This is a genomic window from Glutamicibacter creatinolyticus, from assembly GCF_006094275.1.
GTDB classification, from domain to species: domain Bacteria; phylum Actinomycetota; class Actinomycetes; order Actinomycetales; family Micrococcaceae; genus Glutamicibacter; species Glutamicibacter creatinolyticus.
In genome coordinates this window covers 3,009,826-3,029,679 of sequence record NZ_CP034412.1, presented here as the reverse complement: position 1 = coordinate 3,029,679, position 19,854 = coordinate 3,009,826, and the positions used below count along the sequence as shown (strand labels likewise).

The 19,854-nt window shown below is 65.9% G+C and carries 16 protein-coding genes; 10 read left to right on the top strand and 6 right to left on the bottom strand.

Translation table 11 applies throughout. The features are described from left to right. Positions 1-177 precede the first annotated feature (177 nt). Complete coding sequence (locus GcLGCM259_RS13885) at positions 178-1,698, bottom strand: MFS transporter (protein WP_138176095.1); 1,521 nt, start codon at positions 1,696-1,698, stop codon at positions 178-180. A gap of 129 nt (positions 1,699-1,827) precedes the next feature. Between GcLGCM259_RS13885 and GcLGCM259_RS13880 the strand changes: the two genes are divergently transcribed. Both GcLGCM259_RS13880 and GcLGCM259_RS13875 read left to right on the top strand, forming a co-directional pair. Next, positions 1,828-2,382, top strand: a complete 555-nt coding sequence (locus GcLGCM259_RS13880) for a TetR/AcrR family transcriptional regulator (protein WP_138176098.1) — start codon at positions 1,828-1,830, stop codon at positions 2,380-2,382. 19 nt (positions 2,383-2,401) lie between these two features. Beyond that, on the top strand, positions 2,402-3,658 hold the full coding sequence (locus tag GcLGCM259_RS13875) for an MFS transporter (protein ID WP_138926982.1): 1,257 nt from the start codon (positions 2,402-2,404) through the stop codon (positions 3,656-3,658). A gap of 30 nt (positions 3,659-3,688) precedes the next feature. Here the strand turns inward: GcLGCM259_RS13875 and GcLGCM259_RS13870 are convergent, their stop codons facing one another. Together GcLGCM259_RS13870 and GcLGCM259_RS13865 are read right to left on the bottom strand one after the other, a co-directional pair. Then, the gene (locus GcLGCM259_RS13870) at positions 3,689-4,354 is read right to left on the bottom strand and encodes a trimeric intracellular cation channel family protein (RefSeq protein ID WP_246049621.1); all 666 of its coding nucleotides are present in this window, start codon (positions 4,352-4,354) and stop codon (positions 3,689-3,691) included. A gap of 61 nt (positions 4,355-4,415) precedes the next feature. After that, entirely contained in the window at positions 4,416-5,033 is a 618-nt protein-coding gene (locus GcLGCM259_RS13865) for a DUF1697 domain-containing protein (RefSeq protein WP_175419454.1), read from the bottom strand. A gap of 98 nt (positions 5,034-5,131) precedes the next feature. On the opposite strand from GcLGCM259_RS13865, the gene GcLGCM259_RS13860 reads away from it, so the two are divergent. Continuing rightward, on the top strand, positions 5,132-7,186 hold the full coding sequence (locus GcLGCM259_RS13860; protein WP_138926980.1) for a S9 family peptidase: 2,055 nt from the start codon (positions 5,132-5,134) through the stop codon (positions 7,184-7,186). Between the two features lie 30 nt (positions 7,187-7,216). Here the strand turns inward: GcLGCM259_RS13860 and GcLGCM259_RS13855 are convergent, their stop codons facing one another. Both GcLGCM259_RS13855 and GcLGCM259_RS13850 read right to left on the bottom strand, forming a co-directional pair. Next, positions 7,217-7,612 (bottom strand): Hsp15 family ribosome-associated heat shock protein, encoded by a 396-nt coding sequence (locus GcLGCM259_RS13855; protein WP_138926979.1) that lies wholly within the window; start codon positions 7,610-7,612, stop codon positions 7,217-7,219. A gap of 237 nt (positions 7,613-7,849) precedes the next feature. After that, positions 7,850-8,209 carry a hypothetical protein gene (locus tag GcLGCM259_RS13850; protein ID WP_054821897.1) on the bottom strand — a complete coding sequence of 120 codons (360 nt, stop codon included), beginning with the start codon at positions 8,207-8,209 and terminating at the stop codon, positions 7,850-7,852. 39 nt (positions 8,210-8,248) lie between these two features. Between GcLGCM259_RS13850 and GcLGCM259_RS13845 the strand changes: the two genes are divergently transcribed. The 3 genes from GcLGCM259_RS13845 to GcLGCM259_RS13835 all read left to right on the top strand — a co-directional run bounded on the left by GcLGCM259_RS13845 (position 8,249) and on the right by GcLGCM259_RS13835 (position 12,172). Further along, positions 8,249-10,669, top strand: coding sequence for a Tex family protein (locus tag GcLGCM259_RS13845; RefSeq protein WP_138926978.1), 2,421 nt, complete (start codon positions 8,249-8,251; stop codon positions 10,667-10,669). A 184-nt stretch (positions 10,670-10,853) separates the two neighbouring features. Further along, complete coding sequence (locus GcLGCM259_RS13840; RefSeq protein WP_138176110.1) at positions 10,854-11,354, top strand: ferritin; 501 nt, start codon at positions 10,854-10,856, stop codon at positions 11,352-11,354. Positions 11,355-11,494: 140 nt separating this feature from the next. After that, positions 11,495-12,172 carry an SH3 domain-containing protein gene (locus tag GcLGCM259_RS13835; RefSeq protein WP_138926977.1) on the top strand — a complete coding sequence of 226 codons (678 nt, stop codon included), beginning with the start codon at positions 11,495-11,497 and terminating at the stop codon, positions 12,170-12,172. 3 nt (positions 12,173-12,175) lie between these two features. Here the strand turns inward: GcLGCM259_RS13835 and GcLGCM259_RS13830 are convergent, their stop codons facing one another. After that, complete coding sequence (locus GcLGCM259_RS13830; RefSeq protein WP_138926976.1) at positions 12,176-12,841, bottom strand: response regulator transcription factor; 666 nt, start codon at positions 12,839-12,841, stop codon at positions 12,176-12,178. 512 nt (positions 12,842-13,353) lie between these two features. Between GcLGCM259_RS13830 and GcLGCM259_RS13825 the strand changes: the two genes are divergently transcribed. The 4 genes from GcLGCM259_RS13825 to GcLGCM259_RS13810 all read left to right on the top strand — a co-directional run bounded on the left by GcLGCM259_RS13825 (position 13,354) and on the right by GcLGCM259_RS13810 (position 19,544). After that, positions 13,354-15,843 (top strand): choice-of-anchor G family protein, encoded by a 2,490-nt coding sequence (locus tag GcLGCM259_RS13825; protein ID WP_175419453.1) that lies wholly within the window; start codon positions 13,354-13,356, stop codon positions 15,841-15,843. Between the two features lie 235 nt (positions 15,844-16,078). After that, on the top strand, positions 16,079-17,251 hold the full coding sequence (locus tag GcLGCM259_RS13820; protein WP_138926974.1) for a carboxylate-amine ligase: 1,173 nt from the start codon (positions 16,079-16,081) through the stop codon (positions 17,249-17,251). Between the two features lie 545 nt (positions 17,252-17,796). Continuing rightward, a complete protein-coding gene (locus GcLGCM259_RS13815) occupies positions 17,797-18,594 on the top strand; it encodes a hydroxypyruvate isomerase family protein (RefSeq protein WP_138926973.1) in 798 nt (265 codons plus the stop codon). 65 nt (positions 18,595-18,659) lie between these two features. Further along, positions 18,660-19,544, top strand: coding sequence for a 2-hydroxy-3-oxopropionate reductase (locus GcLGCM259_RS13810; RefSeq protein WP_138176332.1), 885 nt, complete (start codon positions 18,660-18,662; stop codon positions 19,542-19,544). Positions 19,545-19,854: the final 310 nt, after the last annotated feature.

Here is a 19,854-nt window from a genome sequence, read left to right as displayed (position 1 = left end):
CATTCACTTCACGTCTAGAAAGGTTGCCTGACATTCAACGTGTTGACGTCTGCAAGCTTCTAAAGGGTACTTCGCGAATTACTTTGAAACTACATGTCCTAGCCTACGTGGTCTACGGGCCTAACTGAATAACTTCGCCCGAATTAATCTAGATTTTGGTAAAGAATCGACCAATGGTTACCTTGCGAGGGGCTTGACGACCCTTCCAACCACGATCGCGGCCACCAGTGCCAGCAATGCCGCCAGGGACGCGGTGACCAGCACGCCGTGGTCGAACGCGGCGGCCGCGGCCTGCAGCAGGGTTTGCGAGGCGGCCGGGTCCAGCTGCTCGGCCACGGTGTGCGCCCCGGAGAGCGTCTGGGTGGCGGCCTCGGCCTGCTGCTCGCTGAGCGAGGAGGGGACCATGAGGCTGGAGGCGTAGATCCCGTTCAGGATCGTACCCAGTACCGCGGTGCCCAGCACCGAGCCGACCTCGTAGGCGGTTTCGGAGATCGCCGAGGCCGCCCCGGCCTTGGCGGCCGGCACTTCGGAGAGCACCAGGTCGTTGGACAGGGTTTCACTCATCCCCACCCCGAGTCCGAGCAGGCAGAAGGCCACCATCAGCCAGGTGTCACTGCCCGAGGCCCCGGCGAGGACCACCACGGCGTAGGCCAGTGCGCTGAGCACCAGTCCGGCGATCATGACGTTCGAGGTCCCGTAGCGGGCCGAGAAGCGCACCGCCAGCAGCCCGAACACCATGGTCAGCACCAGGCCTGGGGTCATCCACACCCCGGCCTCAAAGGGAGTGAGCCCGGAGATCAGCTGCAGGTGCTGGGAGACGAAGTAGATGAAGCCGACCAGCGAGAACACGCCGATCAGGTTCACCGCCAGCGCCCCGGAGAACACCCGGTTGCCGAACAGGCGCACGTCCAGCATCGGGATGCTGCGCGTCAGCTGACGCCGCACGAACGCGACGGCGCTGACCACCCCGATGGTGATCGCGGCGACCGGGACGTACCAGGGCCCGGAGCTGATCGACTTGATCCCGTAGACGAAGGGCAGCAGCGCCATGATGATCAGCACGATGGAGATCGGGTCGACCTTGCCCGGGTTCGGGTCCCGGGATTCGGGTAGCAGGATCAGCCCGCCAACCAGCAGCGGCAGCAGCATCGGCACGGCCAGGAAGAACACCGAACCCCACCAGAAGTGCTCCAGCAGGATCCCACCGATCACCGGCCCGAGCACGGCGCCGCCGGAGAACGCGGCGGCCCAGATGGCGATCGCGGTGCGCCGTTCCATCGGGTCGCTGAAGATGTTGCGCAGCAGGGAGAGCGTGGCGGGCATGAGCATGGCGCCGAAGACGCCCAGCAGGGTGCGCGCGGCAATCAACTGCCCGGCGTCGGTGGCGAAGGCGGCCAGCCCGGAGACCAGGGCGAAGCCGACCGCGCCGGTGAGCAGCACCTTGCGCCGCCCGATGCGATCGCCCAGCGAGCCCATGGGGACCAGCAGGCCGGCCAGGATCAGCGGATAGATGTCGATGATCCACAGCAGCTGGTTGCCCGTGGGTTGCAGTGCAGCGGAGATCGCCGGTACCGCGAAGGACAGCACGGTGTTATCCACCGAGACCAGCAGTACCGGGAACAGCAGCACCACCAGTGCCGCCCAGCGGCGGCGCGGGGTCAAGACGCGCGGCAGGGTTCCGGTAGTTGGTGAAGTCATGGTCAATCCATCTGTGAACGAAGGGAAAGTGGGTAGGGAGTAGCCCACCCCCATTACTGTACCGTCTGGACGGTATTGTTACAATCGGAGGTGTTGTCTGCTTCATCACCGCCATTGGGAGGTAAATCCATGGCCCGTCCACCACTGGCCAAAGCCAAGATCCTCGACGCCTACGTCGCGCTGCTGTGCGACGAGGGGGAGCGGGCCGCGACCATGGACGCCACCGCCGCCCGGGCCGAGGTCTCCAAGGGCGGGCTGCTCTACCACTTCGCCTCCAAGGAGGCGCTGGCCCAGGCGGTCATCGGCGCCTGTGAGGAGCTGGCGGCGCAGGATTGTGAACTAATGAGTCGGGCCCCGGAGGGCATCTCGGTGTACTTCGTGCGCACCTCGGCGGAACTGGGCACCGAATTCGACCGCTACCTGCTGGCCGTGGAACGCCTGGCGCAGGCGGGGGTGGACGCCGCGGCCCAGAGCCTGCAGCGCATCAGCCAGGACTGGTACGAACTGATCCTGGGCGAGGTCGGGGACCCGACCGTGGCCCAGGCGATCATGCTCATCGGCGAGGGGATCTACGCCCACGCCGGACGCCCGGCATGGTGGCACGACTCGGATTTTGATGCACGGCTGGCTCAGTTACTAGAGTTGGTGCCGAAACTGAAAAAGTTGGGTGATTTCAACCAATGACGGTCTGCTGAGGGAGCACATGAATCAACGACAGGGCACCACGCCCCTCAAGGGCCGCATCGGGGCGTTGCTGGGCATCCTGCTCATGGCCCTGTCACTGCGTGCGGCGGTGGTCTCCGTGCCGCCGCTGCTGCAGCGGATCTCCGAGAACGTCGCGTTCACCGAATTCACCACCGGGCTGCTGGCCATGCTGGCCCCCATCGCCTTCGCGGTCTTCGGGCTGCTCACCCCGCGGCTGATCCGTGCCTGGGGCCTGGAGCGCACCTTGGTGGTCTCGGTGCTGCTGGCCATCGTCGGACAGGTGATCCGCCCCTGGGTTTCGGACGTGTACCTCTTCCTGGGGCTGTCGATCGTCGCGCTGGCCGGCTACGGCATGGGCAACGTGGTGCTGCCGCCGCTGGTGAAGAAGTACTTCCCGGACCACATCGGCGTGGTCACCAGCGGGTATGTGACCCTGCTGGCCGTGGGCACCTGGGTGGCCCCGCAGTTCTCGGTCCCGCTGGCCAACGCCTCCACCTGGCAGCTGTCCATCGGCTCGTGGGCGCTGCTCTCCGCCGTGGTGCTGCTGCCCTGGCTGCTGCAGCTGATCGCCGACCGCAAGGTTGCGCGCCCGGACATGCCCGCGCCGCTGGCCGGCGGCAGTGCGCCGGGGCTGAAGCTGAACCCCTGGAAGTCCAAGGTGGCCTGGGGGCTGGCGATCTACCTGGCCGGCAACTCCGCCCAGACCTACGTCTACTTCACCTGGCTGCCGCCCTACCTGACCGCGATGGGCCTGAGCGAGGGCACCTCCGGTTCGATGCTGGCGCTGTTTGCGATCCTGGGCCTGCCGGTCAGCCTGCTGGTGCCGCTGTGGGTGCCGCGGCTGAAGCACCCGATCGTGGCGGTGGGCGTGTTCACCGCCTGCTGGATCGGCGGGCACCTGGGTATCTACCTGTCCCCGACGAACAACACCGCCGTGTGGGTGGCGCTGGCCGGCCTGGGCCAGGGCACGTTTGCGATCGCACTGCTGATGATGAACCTGCGCTCGCGCACCACCTACGGTTCGGGCGTGCTGTCCGGCTTCGCCCAGGGGCTGGGGTATGCCGGGGCGGCCGTGGTGCCGATGCTCTTCGGTGTGGTGCAGAAGGCGACCGATTCCTGGGGCGCGGCCTTTGCGATGCTCGGCGGGTGCATCGTGGTGATGCTGGCCGGGGCGGTCATGATCAACCCGCCGCGAGCCATCGAGGACACCATCCCCGGGGCCGAGGACCTGGGCAAGCTCGAGCGCATCGACTGACCCGGGCCGGCGCAAGCGGCGGCAGGCGGCCTAGTAGTTGCGCTGCGGCCCGTCCCCAGGGGGCGCGGCCGGCTGGCGGTGCCAGTGCCCGGCCGCCAGCGGCACCCGCCAGCCGTACTTGATCGCCGCCAGCCGGGTGGCGATCACCAGCACCGCGGTGATGATCCCCAGCGTGGTGGAGAACCAGCCCAGCGTCCAGCTCAGCGAGGTCAGCCCCGCCCCGGCGATCGCCGGAACCGCGTAGAGGTCGCGCGGGTTGAACAGTTCCGGGGTGACGTTGGCAATGACATCGCGCATCAGCCCGCCGCCCACCGCGGTGCTCACCCCCAACAGCACCGAGGAGACCGGGTTCATCCCGTAGTCCAGGGCCTTTAGCGTGCCGGTGATGCAGAACAGTCCCAGCCCGCCGGCGTCGAACACCAGCACCAGGCGGTGCAGCTTCTTGACCGCCGGGGTGAACAGGTACACCAGCACGGCACTGAGCACGACCGGGATGAAGTAGACCGGGTTGCTGAACGTGGCCGGGGTGTCGCTGAGGATCAGATCGCGCACGATGCCCCCGCCCAGGCCTCCGACCCCGGCCAGGAACACCGAGCCGATGATGTCAAAGCCGCGGCGCACCGCCACCAGTGACCCGGCGATCGCGAAGAAGAACGTGCCGATCAGCTCAACGGCCAGGACCATGGTGGGCATCATGGGTTGGTGGGCTCCCCTTCGACACGGTGGGCGCGGCTTCGCGCGCCCCGAACGCTACCCATTATGCGTCGTGTTCCGGCGCCCGCAGAATCCGGGCCATGCGCTGGACCGTGTTCAGGTTCCGGGTGGTGTGCAGGTGGGTGGGGGCCAGGCGCTGCAGCGCCTGGGCCAGCGGGTCACTGGTGCTGGTGCCGCGTTCGGCCACCCAGCCAAGGGCCGGGCCGTGCACGGCGAACGGTTCGGCGGCCCGCAGCCCGCGGCAGGCCAGCTGTTCCTCCAGCGCCGCGGCCAGCGCGCCGGCCGCGGCGGGGGAGGGGGTGAAGCTCAGGTAGCGATGGTAGTTCCCATGTGGCGGCTGAACCGGAAAGCCGGTGGCCAAGGCGGCGAACCCGGGGCCGGGGTAGGCCAGACAGCGGATCCGGTGGCCGAACTGCGCATCGATCGCCTGCTCCGCCCGCCTGCCGGTGGCCGGCGGATCCAGTTCGCTGGTGAGGATCGCGTTGCCGGTGGCCAGCACCGTACGCACCGCGGCGAACCCGGCCTCCTGCAGGATGCGGGCCAGCTCGGCCATGGGCAGCTTGATCCCGCCGACGTTAATCCCGCGCAGCAGCAGGACCTGCTCGCCGCGTTCTCCCGGGCCCGGATCCGGCCGCGCTTGCTCCTGGCGTGTGCGTGTCATGGCTTCATCCAAGCGCACCATCGCCAGCGTGTCGAGCGGGCGGTGCGGGGCTTGGGCGGGGCAGGAGCCGGGGGACGACGATGGCCTAGGATCGAACCATGAGCAAGCAGCTTCCCCATGGTTCCTGGCCGTCCTCGATCAGCGCCGCACAGGTGGCGGCCGGCACCAAGCCGCTGGGCGGTGCGGCCTTCGCCGGAGAAGAGGTCATCATCCAGCAGGCCCGGCCCGAGCAGGGCGGGCGGATCACGCTGTGGCGCCACGATGCGGCCAGCGGTGAGCGCCGGCAGGAGCTGATCCCGCGCGAGTACAACGTGCGCTCCCGGGTGCACGAATACGGCGGCGCCTCCTGGGTCCTGCTGCCCGGGGCGGAGCCGGACGGGTGGGGCATCGTCTTCGCGAACTTCACCGACCAGCGGCTCTACCTCATTTCCGCACCCGGCGCGGCACCGGTGGCGCTGACCCCGCCGAACCTTGAGCAGGGAAACCCGACCCTGCGCTTTGCCGAACTGGTGCCCACCGCCGCGGGGGACGCGGTGCTGGCGATCATGGAGGACCTCAGTGGCGAACCGGTGCGCCACATCGTGGCGGTCCCGCTGGATGCCAGCGCCGCCACCGACCGCGCAGCGCTGAACGTGCTGACCCCACCGGCCCGCTTCGTCGCCTTCCCGCGGCTGAGCCCCGATGCGCGGCAGCTGGCCTGGATCAGCTGGGAGCACCCGAACATGCCCTGGGACGGCACCGAGCTGCACCTGGCCGCCCTCACCGGCACCTCGCTGCGCACCGCCGGGCTGGCCGATGAGCGGGTGATCGCCGGCTCCGGGCAGACCTCGGTGCTGCAGCCCGAATGGGTTGACGGGCAGCGCCTGGCGTTCATCAGCGACGCCTCGGGCTGGTGGAACCCGTACCTGTACGACGTGGCCGCCGGCACCAGCCGCCCGCTGCTGCAGCGCGAGGAGGAATTCGCCGGCCCGCTGTGGCAGGTCGGCACCACCTGGTACACCGTGGAATCGGAGAACACCCTGCTGGTCAGCCACGGCACCGGGCTGACCGGGCTGTCCCGGCTGCGCATCGCTGACGGGCAGCTGCAGCCGCTGCGGCTGCCGGTGACCCGGATCCGTCCGCTGCAGCTGCGCGGCCGCCAACTGCTGGCCGCGACCTCCTCGATGACCCAGGGCGAGCAGATCAGCCTGATCGACCTGGCGGCGGTGGACGGCCGGGACGCACCGGGCGGCACCCGGGACGAGGCACCCACCGGGGACGAGGCAGCCACCCGGGGTGCGACCTGCCTGCGCCCGCTGGCCCGGGCCATCGATCAGCTGCCTCCGGCCGACCAGCTGCCGCAGGTGGAGGAGCTGGAGGCCCGCAACGCCGAAGGGGAAGCGGTGCACGCGCTGCTCTACCGTCCGCGCAACCAGGGCTACCGGGGGCCGGAGGGGCACAAGCCGCCGTACATCACCATGGTGCACGGCGGGCCGACCTCGCAGGCCGCCGCCACCCTTTCGGCCACCATCGCCTACTACACCTCCCGGGGAATCGGAGTGGTGGATGTGAACTACGGCGGCTCCAGCGGCTACGGACGCGCCTACCGCAACCGGCTGCGCGGGCAGTGGGGCGTGGTGGACGTGGCGGACACCGTGGCGGTGATCGACGCGCTGATCGAGCGCGGCATCGCCGACCCGCACCGGATCGGGATCGAGGGCGGCTCGGCCGGCGGCTGGACCGTGCTCTCGGCGCTGACCAACTCGGACCGGTTCACCGCCGGGATCAGCCGCTACGGCGTCTCCGACCTGGTGGCACTGGTCGCCGACACCCATGACTTCGAATCCCAGTACATGTTCTCCCTGGTCGGTCCCTACCCGCAGGAGGCCGAGCTCTACGCCCAGCGGGCACCGATCAACCACCTGCAGGACATCAGCTGTCCGGTGCTGGTGCTGCAGGGCGATGAGGACAAGGTGGTGCCCCCGGCCCAGTCACAGGTGGTCGTCGATGAGCTGGCCCGGCGCGGCATCCCGCACGCCTACCTGCTCTTTGCCGGGGAACAGCACGGGTTCCGCCAGGAGGCGAACATCATCGCCGCATTGGAAGCCTCCCTGGCGTTCTACGCCCAGGTGTTCGGCTTCGAGGCGGACGTGCCGCCGCTGGAATTGTCCTGACCCAACTGCGCTGGCCGCGCCGCAGCGCGGCTACTGGCCGGGCTGCTGCCAGGAGCTGCGCAGCTTCTCCATCTCGCGCCGATCCTTCTTGGTGGGCCGGCCGGTGCCGCGGTCGCGGACCGGAACCATCGGGATGACGAGCTTCTCGCGCGGGGCAGTGTGGTCGATGTAGCACTTGGTGGCCACTGGGGCACCGACCCGCTTGGTGATCAGGGCGGTGACCTCCAGCTCGCGGTCGAACCCGTCCTTGCGCACCCGCAGCCGGTCCCCGGGCACCACCTGCTGGGAGGCCTTCACCGGGCTGCCGTTCAGCTTCACGTGCCCGGCCCGGCACGCGGTGGTGGCCGCCGAACGGGTCTTGTAGATGCGCACGGCCCACAGCCAGGCATCCAGCCGCGCTTTGGAAGTAGTGGGGATCTGGACCATGTCTACGAGTTTAGGCCAGGATGCATCCGGGAACCGGATAGCGTCTGCGGCGCGGCACCCGGCAGCTTCCATCCTCGTCCCGCCGCCGTGCCGAGGCAAAGATCACACCCCATGCCTGCCCCGCACCGGTGCCAGGGCAGGAAAAAGCCAGGGCACTGCCGGTGCACCGGCCGTGTCCCGCGCAGGTGCCGGGCCCGCCGTTTTGGTGGCCCCAGCGCCCGTGGGCCGTCTTTGCGGTTAGCCGCTGTAGGCCCCGGCATCGGTGCAGGCCTGCTTCAGGCTGTTGGCAATTTTTTCGGGCGCCGTCCTGTCGCCCCGATCGGCCAGCTCCTTGAGCGGATCGATGATTGAGGCCGGCAGGCCGCCTCCGTCGATCGCGCCAATCATCGAGGTCAGGACCCTGATCTCACTGTTTTCCAGCTGGCCATCCTGTACCGGCGCGCAGGCCTGGCGCACGAACTCCTTGGACGCGGCATCGGTGAGTTGCCCCACGGCCTCAGAGGCCTGCTGCTCGACCATGGAGCACCCGGTGACCACGGTGGCCAGCAGTGCGAGTGCGGCCGTACCCAGTACTTTGCGTGTGTGCTCTTTCCCCATGGAAAACCACTTTAATAGGCAACGTTGGGGATCAGCTGAATGAGAGCCGAGTCGATCATCCAAGCCGTGAACCCGGTGGTGCACAATGGATCGGTGAACAGTGCAGAACAACGAATTATCCAGCGCCTGGCCGAGGAGCTTTCCGCCACCACGCAGGTGAAGACCTGGCAGGTCAAGGCGGCCATCGAACTGCTGGACTCCGGATCCACGGTGCCCTTCATCGCGCGCTACCGCAAGGAAGTGACCGGTACGCTGGACGACGCCCAGCTGCGCCTGCTCGAGGAGCGGTTGCGCTACCTGCGCGAAATGGAGGACCGCAGGGTCGCGGTGCACCAGGCGATCGAGGAGATGGGCAAGCTCACCGACGAGCTGGCCGCCGCCATCGCCGCGGCCACCACGAAGGCCGAGCTGGAGGACATCTACCTGCCGTTCAAGTCCAAGCGGCGCACCAAGGCGCAGATCGCCCGAGAAGCCGGGCTGGAGCCGGTCGCCGAGCAGCTGTTGGCCGACCCCCAACTGGACCCCGACGCCCTGGCCGAACGCTACCTGAACGCCGAGGCCGGCTTCGCCACCCCCACCGACGTGCTTTCCGGGGCCCGCTCGATCGTCACCGAACGGGTCTCCCAGGACGTGGCGCTGACCGGGCAGCTGCGCGAACGGCTGTGGAGCACCGGCAAGATCGGCGCGAGCGTCAGCCCCACCGCCTCAAGCGAGGGGCAGGGCAAGTACGCGGACTACCTGGACTACGCCGCCCCCATGGACTCGCTGCCGGCCCACCGGGTGCTGGCGCTGCTGCGCGGGGAACGCGACGGGGTGCTGAACCTGCAGCTGGCCGAGGCCGATCCGCGCGATGTAACCGCCGTGGCCGAGGCCCGTTCCGGCTACGAGGCCGCGGTGGCCCGCAGCCTGGGCATCACCGCCCCCGCCGATGCCCCGGCGGGCAAGTGGCTGGCCCAGACCGTCCGCCTGGCCTGGAAGGCCCGGCTGCTGACCCGCTTCGAATCCGACCTGCGCACCCGGTTGTTCGAGGCCGCCGAGGACGAATCGGTGAAGATTTTTGCCGCGAACCTGCGTGACGTGCTGCTGGCCGCCCCGGCCGGTTCCAAGGCCGTGCTGGGCCTGGACCCGGGGCTGCGTACCGGCGTGAAGGTGGCGGTGGTGGACCGCACCGGGCAGGTCGTGGACACCGCCACCATCTACCCGCACGCCCCGGCCAACAAGTGGGACCAGTCGGTGCAGGTGCTGACCGCCCTGGCCCGCAAGCACGGCACCGAGCTGATCGCGGTGGGCAACGGCACCGCCGGGCGGGAAACCGACCGGCTGGCCGCCGCCGTCATCAAGGAGCTGACCGGCGCCAAGCCGGCCAAGGTGATCGTCTCCGAGGCCGGCGCGTCGGTGTACTCGGCCTCCGAACTGGCCAGCCAGGAGCTGCCGGGCATGGACGTGTCGCTGCGCGGGGCGGTCTCGATCGCCCGGCGCCTGCAGGACCCGCTGGCCGAACTGGTCAAGATCGACCCCAAGTCCATCGGCGTGGGCCAGTACCAGCACGACGTCAGCGCCGCGAAGCTGGACCGTGCCCTGGACGCGGTGGTCGAGGACTGCGTGAACGCGGTGGGCGTGGATGTGAACACCGCCTCCCCGGCACTGCTCTCCCGCGTCGCCGGGGTCGGGCCGCTGCTCAGCCGCAACATTGTCGAGCACCGCAACGCCAACGGCCCCTTCGCCACCCGCAAGGACCTGCTCAAGGTGCCGCGCCTGGGCGCCAAGGCCTTCGAACAGTGCGCCGGGTTCCTGCGCATCACGTCCGGCACCGACCCGCTGGACGCCTCCGCGGTGCACCCCGAGGCCTACGCGCTGGCCCGCACCCTGCAGCACAGTGCCCAGGAGCGCGGCCGCCGGCTGGCCGAACTGGATCCCGCCGAGTTCGTCACCGAACAGTTCGGTGAACCCACCATCCGCGACGTCATCACCGAACTGCAGCGTCCCGGACGCGACCCGCGCGGGGAGTTCGTCACCGCGGCGCTGAAGGAGGGCGTGGAAACCCTCAACGACGTGAAGCCGGGCATGATCCTGGAGGGCACGATCTCCAACGTTGCCGCGTTCGGCGCGTTCGTGGACATCGGGGTCCACCAGGACGGGCTGATCCACGTCTCGGCGCTGAGCAACAAGTTCATCTCCGACCCCCGCGAAGTCGTCACCTCAGGGCAGATCGTGAAGGTCAAGGTCCTGGACGTCGACGCCGCCCGCAAGCGCATCTCCTTGACCCTGCGGTTGGATGACCCGCTGCCCGGGCAGAGCATCCCGGACCAGCCGGCCGGTTCCCGGCAGCGCAATCCGCAGCGAAACGGCCAGCGCAACCAGGGCCAACGCGGCGCCCGCCGGGCGCCGGGGCCGCGCAAGGAATCGGCTCCGGCCAATACCGCGATGGCCGAGGCGCTGCGCAAGGCCGGATTGGGATAACCCCCTCACGGCCCTGGCGCCCCTACCCTCCGGCCACCTGGACCCGTGGGGTAGGGGTGCCAAACCAAACTTTGCTACGCCTCAACTAAATGCAAGTCAGACCGCTGGTGTGAGCTAATTCGGCAGCGGCTTAGTGTGCCTAAACTTCGGTGACAAGCGCGCCGAATGCGCCTATTGTAAAAACATGGAACTTACAGGAAAACTGGCAGAAGCCTTCAACCAGCAGATCACCCTTGAACTGACCGCTGCCACGGTCTATCGTCAGCTGGCCGCCGAAATGGAAGTGCTCAGCTTCCCCGGCATCGCCAACTGGTTCCGCGCCCAGTCGCAGGAAGAGATCGTGCACGCCGAGAAGTTCATCATGCACATGGCCGACCGCGGCGCCCACCCGAAGATCGGTGAGCAGCCCGCCCCGAGCCTGAACGTGCGCAGCGTCGAGGACGCCTTCGCGGCTTCCCTGGCCCACGAGCAGAAGGTCTCGGCCGCCATCCGCGAACTGTACCGCGTGGCCCAGAATGAAGCGGACCTGGACTGCCTGCCGCTGCTGCACTGGTTCATCGACGAGCAGGTCGAGGAAGAGGCGACCGTCGGGGAAATCCTGGACCGCGTGCGCTTGGTGGGCGATGACGGCAGCGGCCTGCTGCGAATCGAGGCGGAACTGGCCTCCCGCGATTCCGCGGAGTAAAAAGTCCTCACTCGCCGCGGGCGATTGATTAATGAAATAAACTTAGGGAAGCAATGATTGTTGCTTCCCTAGGTTTTTAAGTTTCAGAGGTGTTTGTGGATCGGGTGAGACCGTCACGTGCGCAGGCCAGTCCGCAGGCCGTGGCGCTCACGCACCGCACGACCGCGTCGCTGAAGCTGCGCAAGGGAGCCGGGCGGCACTACCTGGTGCAGACGCAGTTGATGGAACACCAGGAGCTGGCCCTCGTGGAGATCCGCGGCTCATGGGCGCATGTCTATGTGCGTGGGCTCTACGGCTGGCTGCCGGCGGCCTACCTGGAGCAGATCCCCGACGTGCAGGTCAGTACACCGTCGCAATCCCCAGCCGAGCCCAGGGCTGCGGCCGTCCCCTCGCGCTACGCCCTGATTGAGGCCACGCACCAAACCACTGCCACCCTGAACCTGCGTAAGGGAAGCGGCACCGGCTATCCCGTCATCAAGGTCGTGGATCAGGGCGCCAAGGTCAAGGTGATGCTGCAGCAGGGACTGTGGGCGCAGATTCAATGGGGAGATTCCCAAGGCTGGGTGCCGAGCATGTACCTGCAAACCCTGCCGCAACGGCCGCCGCGTGATGGACTGATTTCGGTGCCCCAGCAGAGGGCCTTGACAACGATCAGCCTCAACGGCCGCCGAGGACCGGGAGACCATTACCCGCTGGTGCGCATCCTGCAGGCGGACACCGCAGTGGTCGTCACCGCTCGCCAGGGTGCATGGCGAAAGATTGAGCGGGACGGGGAGCAGATGTGGGTTCCCGCCAGCCAGCTCAGAACCGTTTACTGACAGTCAAGCGGTTTTCAAATCAGCAGATGTCACTAGTCCTGTCTCGGCGGCGATGACCGCCAGTTGTACCCTGTTCGACACAGAAAGCACGTCCATGATCCGGGCTAAGTGGAGTTTTACGGAGCCTTCACTTAGATGCATGGAGCGTGCGATATGAGAGTTCGTTAGACCTCCAGCAACAAGGGTGACCAAACGACGGTCTCTGTCTCCTAATTTCTGAATTATTGCTTGGTCTTCGAAGTTTTTTTCTGAGCGGAGTCGGAAATCCCAGCCATCACTTGGGGGAGCGAACAGCTGATACCCGGCCGCTACCATGCGGAGCGCGCTTGGTAGCTCCGTGCTAATAGAACTTTTGGAAATGATTCCGGAGCTACCTGCATCATAGGCTTGCGACACTTCGTTACGGCTGTACCTTGGAGCCAAAACCACTACTTTGCTTTCCGGCGCTGCGGATACTAGCTTTCGGATTGACCTGAAAAGGCTTTCCCCGGACAGCGAAGTTTCCAGAAGTACAATGTGGGGCTTTTTCTGTGACGCATTCTCCAGGGCCTCCGCCATTGAACCCGCTGTCTGCTCAATGACGATATCTTGTTCTGCGTTTATTGCTCCTATAATCCCGGCACGGGAAAAATGATCGCTGTCGGCGAGATGGACTCTAATTTCACGCATTGGGAATCCTTGGCTTTGCTTGCGTCAACTCATGCCTGCAACAACTCGCCCCTCACGTCCCTGCGTGTTTCTGTGCTGCAACCAGAATCATTGTATGACTGAACGGCTAGAGAAAATAACTTTTCCGCAATTGTTAAATACTCAGTCGGCCACCAACTTAGATCAGCAAGCTGCTTTTGATTCGCGGCCTACTGGTCCAAATGCCGCGAATATGCCCTATTGGAAAATTAAGTTACTCGTCAGTTTATCTCGATGGCGAGAATGATTAGCTACCCAGATAGAAAGTATGACCTTAGAGGGTCAAGAAATAGCTGAAAGAAACCTGAATGACTCTAGACGTCACGCCTAGGGTCAATAAGGGGCATGCCTATTGCCCTGACGATCATTGACAAACTGAGAGGACCGCGGTGCAAGAGACTCAATTGCCGCCTGCGAAGAAGGGTGTGGCGCCTCGCGCTGCGCGTCGGGTTCTGGCCGGCGCTGTAGTGGCAAGCCTGTTCATCGCACCATGCGTGACTGCTGCCTATGCAGCACCGAACGATTCATCGGAGGCGCTGGGGCGTACTATCGACGTGAACTTGCTGTCGATTCCGGTCGCAGATGCAGGCTTCGCATATTCCGGAAACCCCAGCTCACCCGATGCAAAACATGCACCATTGAACGTGAGCGCATTGGATGCTTTGAAATTGGATCTGGGAGGAGGTCTTCAGCTTCCGCTAATCGGCGAGGCGGGATCTGGGCTATTGCAACTGGGCCAAGCAGGATTGGTCAACTCCTACGCAGAAGCCTCTTCTGCTAACAGTGCCAAAGCCGGGTCAGGCGCCGTCAGCTCGAATGGCAGCATTGCGCTCGACGTCGAGGGCTCAGACGCGATGATGGCAAACATGGATTTGACACGGCTACTTGATCAGCTTCAAGTCAGTAATCTGACTGACGAACTGATCGACGAAGCTTCACTGGAGATCGGCGCTCTGGGCTCAACTGCTGAAAAGACTAGCGGGTCCTTGAAAACAGAGTATTTGGTCGCAGGCGCCGAAGCCACGATCAGCAGCCCTGCAGTGGAAGGGCTGACCACTTCGCTTGGTGAAGTGGTTGATGGACTAGGTTCGACGCTGAATACGACGCTGTCATCAGACGGAGTCTTGGGAACGATTACTTCGGGTCTTAAAGCTATTGACATTGATCTGCTTCCGTTGGCTCGGGTTGGCATCACTGACTCGAAGGTAGCTCTGGACGGCGTGGATGGTGCGCTCGATCAGGTGAAGAGCGATGTACTTCAAGGTGTCATAACTTCAGGCAATGGTTTGGTATCAATTAACCTGGGCACGGGAGATATTTCGGTTGATCTGTCCAAGATAACGACCGGCGGGATCGGGCTCAACGGAAAATCGGCCAACTACGAACTTCTCAGTGCTGGTGCAGTTCAGGAAATCACAGACGAAGTTACAGTGGCTCTGTCCAGTCTTGTGACTGACCTGCGTGACACACTCGTAGCAGCACTTGATGAAATTGATATCGTTGTAGACCTTGGCTTGGAGGCGCGACTTGCTTTGCCATTGGTCAAGGGGACTGCAAATATTCGAGGAAGTGTTGCTAGCTTCCTGGGTCTTGTTGACACCGAACCGATCACGACCGTGGATTTGAAACTCCTTGGACTGAACCTCGGAGAGCTAGTAACACCACTCGTAAAGGGCGTAGTTGGTGTTGTTAGAGGTGCCATCGGTCCCGTCCTCAACCCGGTGGTTGACGGACTCGCTGGAACTATTACAGGTGTCGTCGATGGGGTAACGAAGCCACTTGAGCCCGTGCTTGCGGGCGTATTGAATGAAATCGTCGAGGTTACGCTGAACGAGCAGGGCAAGACCACAATCGACGATCCGAACTCGGGTTCTGATTCCACAGAAGATGCAGACTTTGTCACGGCTCTGTCCGTGACCTTGCTCCCCTCGCTGGGCACTCAAGCGAACAAGATTTCGCTGGGCCGTTCGGAAGTTCGTGCGGCGGACGAAATTGCTCCAGTCGAAATCTTGACGCCGACCGCCGATTCAACAGTACCTGTGGGGGATCTTGAAGTCACCGGAACCGGCCAACCAGGTATTGAACTCGACGTTGCGCTCAACGGTAATGCTCCTCAAAAGGTGACGGTTGAAGATAACGGAACTTGGGCTGCCTCTTTCCCAGATGTACCAGCTGGTTCGCACACCGTTACCGCAACGGATGGCAGCAGTGAGGACTCTGTGTCCTTCACTGTTGATGACGATTCCGCGGCTGATATTGACGCCAATGCCGATGCTGATGTAACTGCTGATGCCAACTCTGATGCTCAGGCTGATGCTGAGTCCGGTGCGGACGCTCAGGCTGATGCTGATGCTGACGCCAACGCTGATGCTCAGGCTGATGCTGAGTCCGGTGCGGACGCTCAGGCTGATGCTGATGCTGACGCCAACGCTGATGCTCAGGCTGATGCTGAGTCCGGTGCGGACGCTCAGGCTGATGCTGATGCTGACGCCAACGCTGATGCTCAGGCTGATGCTGAGTCCGGTGCGGACGCTCAGGCTGATGCTGATGCTGACGCCAACGCTGATGCTCAGGCTGATGCTGAGTCCGGTGCGGACGCTCAGGCTGATGCTGATGCTGACGCCAACGCTGATGCTCAGGCTGATGCTGAGTCCGGTGCGGACGCTCAGGCTGATGCAACTGCTGACGCCAACGCTGATGCTGAGTCCGGTGCGGACGCTCAGGCTGATGCAACTGCTGACGCCAACGCTGATGCTGACGCCAACGCTGATGCTGACGCCCAGTGGTCCCAAGCGCTGGGCAGGAGCGGTAACCGGTGGACGCCATGCCCGGAATCGACGATCTCTTTTCTGCCCATACCCCATCATCCCAACCCCCACCGACACTATGACCCCGACCACAACCAGATGGGGAAAGCCGTGGGAGGACGTTCTGCACGTGTGCTTCCGGCAGCGGGGAAGGCCGCCTTCAGCGGTAGCCGGTGAGCGATGCGCAAGGCCAGTCGGCTGGATATGACCTGAGATTTTTGGGGAAAACCCCACGGATGGCGGGGCCGCTAATAGTGTTCACTGCACCAAGATGCCATCAGGTCTCCTGCTGGTCGTGGCGGTTGCCGGCCAGGGACGCGGCAGGCCAAAGCCATGGCCTTCCGGACGGTTCGGGCCCGCGCGGCGCGGGAAGCCGGGCGGCATCGTCAAGCAAGAAGGGGAGGGCCGGCTGATGCGCACATTTGGTGTGGAGGAAGAACTGCTGCTGGTCGACGGGCTCACGCTGGAGCCGCTGGCGGCGGCCGATCAGGCCGTGGCTTCGGCGCCCGGCACGGCCGCAACGGGACACCAGTTGACCGTGGAGCTGAAGCAGGAACAGCTGGAGATCGTGTGTCCGCCGCAGACGAGCCTGGCCGGGCAGCTGGAGGCGATCCGCACCGGACGCGCCCTGGCGGCCAGCGCCGCCGCGAATGTGGGCGGGCAGGTGGTGGCGCTGCCGGTGCCGCCGCAACGCCTGGTCTCCCACCTGGTGCCCGAGCCCCGCTTCCGCAAGATGGAGGAATTGTTCGGCATCACCGCCGATGAGCAGCTGACCAACGGTTTCCATGTGCACGTGGAGATCGATTCGCCCGAGGAGGCCGTGGCGGTGGTGGACCGGATCCGCATCTGGCTGCCCACCCTGCTGGCGCTGAGCGCGAACTCCCCGTTCTGGGCGGGCCAGGACTCGGGGTACGGCTCCTACCGCTACCAGGTGTGGTCGCGCTGGCCCACCTCCGGGCCCAGCGAGGTGTTCGGCTCCGTGCAGGACTATGAACGCCACCAGCGGGCGCTGCTGAGGACCGGGGTGCCGCTGGATGCCGGGATGCTGTACTTCGACGTGCGGGTGTGCGAGCACCAGCCCACCGTGGAGGTGCGCATCACCGACGTCTGCCTTGACCCGGCCCACGCGGCGGTGATCGCCACCCTGGTGCGCGCCCTGGTGGAAACCGCGGCCCGCGACACCCAGCGGCCGCCGGTGCAGGTGCCGGCCGCCGAACTGCGGCTGTGGAGCTTTCAGGCCAGCCGGGCAGGGGTGGGCGGTGCGCTGGTCGACCCGGCCAGCGGCACCCCGGCCCCGGCCGCCGAGGTGGTGGCCGGGCTGCTGCGCGCGGTGCGCCCGGTGCTCGAGGAGCTCGGTGAGCTGGATCAGGTGCGCCAGGTGGTGCAGGGGATCCTGCGCCACGGCAGCGGCGCCCATTTCCAGCGCCAGGCGTACGCACAGCGGCATTCGGTGTACGACGTGGTGGCCGCAGCCCTGCAGCGCACCCACGGCCACCAGCCGGTGCCGCCCGGGGTGCTGCCGGTGCTGCGCCCCGAGGGTGGCGGCCCTTCGGCGGCGGACCAAGCCCAGCGCTGGTTGGCCTGAGCGCGGCTGGGCGGTTAGGGCCGCATGCGACCGGCTTCAACCTTGCTGCGGTGGTAGTTCACGGTTCCGGTATGGCTTCATGCGTTCGGACAGGATCGCCTGAATATCGCCGCGGTCCCCACCCTGGACAGCAGCGGGGTACCGCAACGTCCCACGGGGCGAATTTCTCCGGATGCCGATAACTATTGACCACTGGTTTTCCGTCAGGCGGAGTGCCTGCCTTCTGCGATGCGGAAAAGTGCTCCGCGGCGCCAAAGGGTGGGTGAAGGGGCGTCGTGGTGCCCGCGGTGCGCGCGATGGTCGCCCGCTTGCCGCATGATCCGGCGGGCGTCACGGGCCGGATGCCTCAACGCAATCCGCCGTTCGCCCTGTCCTTGACCGGTCGCCGGCGGGTTCACCGTGGAATTTCCCGGCCTCGCCCCCAGATGTGCGCCGCGTTACGCAACCCCCTTGACAGTGACCCAGATCTCGCCATAAAGTTTCCATAAACCAAAACATAGTTTCCACATGTTGAAATTATGGAAAGACTTCAAGGAGGGAACGACGTGTCCTACACACTGAACTGCTCGATCTTGCTGACCGAACTGCCGATCCTGGAACGCGCAGCCGCCGCCAAGGCCGCGGGCTTCGACAGCGTGGAATTCTGGTGGCCGTTCGCCGAGGCCGTGCCCGGCGACAAGGACGTGGATAACTTCGTCGCTTCCCTCAAGGACGCCGGCGTGCAGCTGGACGGACTGAACTTCTACGCCGGTGACATGCCCGGCGGCGACCGCGGGCTGGTGTCCTGGAAGGGCCGCTGCTCCGAGTTCAAGGCGAACGTGGAAGTGGTCGCCGCGATCGGCGAGGCCACCGGCTGCAAGGCCTTCAATGCGCTCTACGGCAACCGCCAGGAGGAATACACCCCGGCCGAGCAGGACGAGCTGGGTCTGAAGAACCTTCTCGCCGCCACCGAGGGCGTGGCCCGCATCGGCGGCACCGTGCTGATCGAGCCGGTCTCCGGCGCCGCGGCCTACCCGCTGAAGACCGCCGCCGACGCGCTGGAGGTCATCAACAAGGTCAAGGCCGCCGGCAACCAGAACATCGCCCTGCTGGCCGACTTCTACCACCTGGCCGTGAACGGGGATGACGTCGCCGCGGTGATCGAGCAGCACGCCAAGGACTTCGGCCACATCCAGATCGCGGACAACCCGGGCCGTGGCGCACCGGGCACCGGCAACCTGCCGCTGTTCGACTGGATCGACCGCTCCCGCGAACTGGGCTACACCGGCAAGGTCGCCCTGGAGTACAAGCAGGAGCGCGAGACCGCGTTCAACTGGCTGGAAACCGCCAGCACCTCCGCCTAGCGCACCTCCCGCATGAGGCCGGCCCCGCCGGCACCGCCTTCGACAGCTTTGAAAGAACAGGACAAATGAGCAAGAACATCGCCTTCATCGGACTGGGCATCATGGGCCTGCCCATGGCCAAGAACCTGGTCAACGCCGGCTTCAAGGTCACCGGCTACAACCGCAGCGCCGCCAAGGCCGAGGAACTGGCCGCCGCCGGCGGCACCGCGGCCAAGACCATCGCCGAGGCGGTCAAGGACGCCGACGTGGTGATCACCATGGTTCCGGACTCCCCGGACGTGGAAGCCGTGGTCACCGGCGAGGACGGCGTCTTCGCCAACGCGAAGTCCGGCGCCCTGTGGATCGACAACTCCTCGATCCGCCCGGACGTGGCCGTGCGCCTGTCCGACGCCGCCCGCGAAGCCGGGCTGCGCCCGCTGGACGCCCCGGTCTCCGGCGGCGAGCAGGGCGCGATCGACGGGGTGCTGTCCATCATGGTCGGCGGCGAGCCGGCGGACTTCTCCGAGGCCAAGGACGTGCTGGAGGCCGTGGGCAAGACCATCGTGCTGGTCGGCCCCTCGGGCTCCGGGCAGACCGTGAAGGCCGCGAACCAGCTGATCGTCGCCTCCAACATCCAGGCGCTGTCCGAGGCCGTGGTCTTCCTGGAGGCCTACGGCGTGGACACCGACTCGGCGCTGCAGGTGCTCGGCGGCGGGCTGGCCGGCTCGAAGGTGCTGGACCAGAAGGGCCAGAAGATCCTGGACCGCGAATTCGGCCCGGGCTTCCGCCTGGCGCTGCACAACAAGGACATGGGCATCGTCACCTCCGCCGCCCGCGAGGCCGGGGTCATCCTGCCGCTGGGCGCCCTGGTGGCCCAGCTGGTCAGCTCCACCGTGGCCAGCGGCGACGGCTCGCTGGACCACTCCGGACTCTTCCGCGGCGTACAGCGCCTGTCGGGCAAGTCCGAGTAGCCATCCGGGCCGGAAACACCGGCCCGGCCCAAAGATTCCTGTGACGGGATCCGCAGACCGCACGCAGCGGTCCTGGGATCCGCAGCCGTCCTGCTCCAGGGGCGCCCGGGTCGAAGCGACATCAGTGATTCCCTGACAGATCGTCCCGAAGCTCGAAGTCTTCGACTGCCCGGGCCCCCACGTGCTCATGGAAGCCAGGACGGCCGGTGTGATGAGCCGAGGACCCCACGCAAAGGACCACGTGATTGCTCCGTGTGGTGCCAGCCGCGGGTCCCGTCGCAGGTCTATCCACCCCAGCCGGACCCAACGC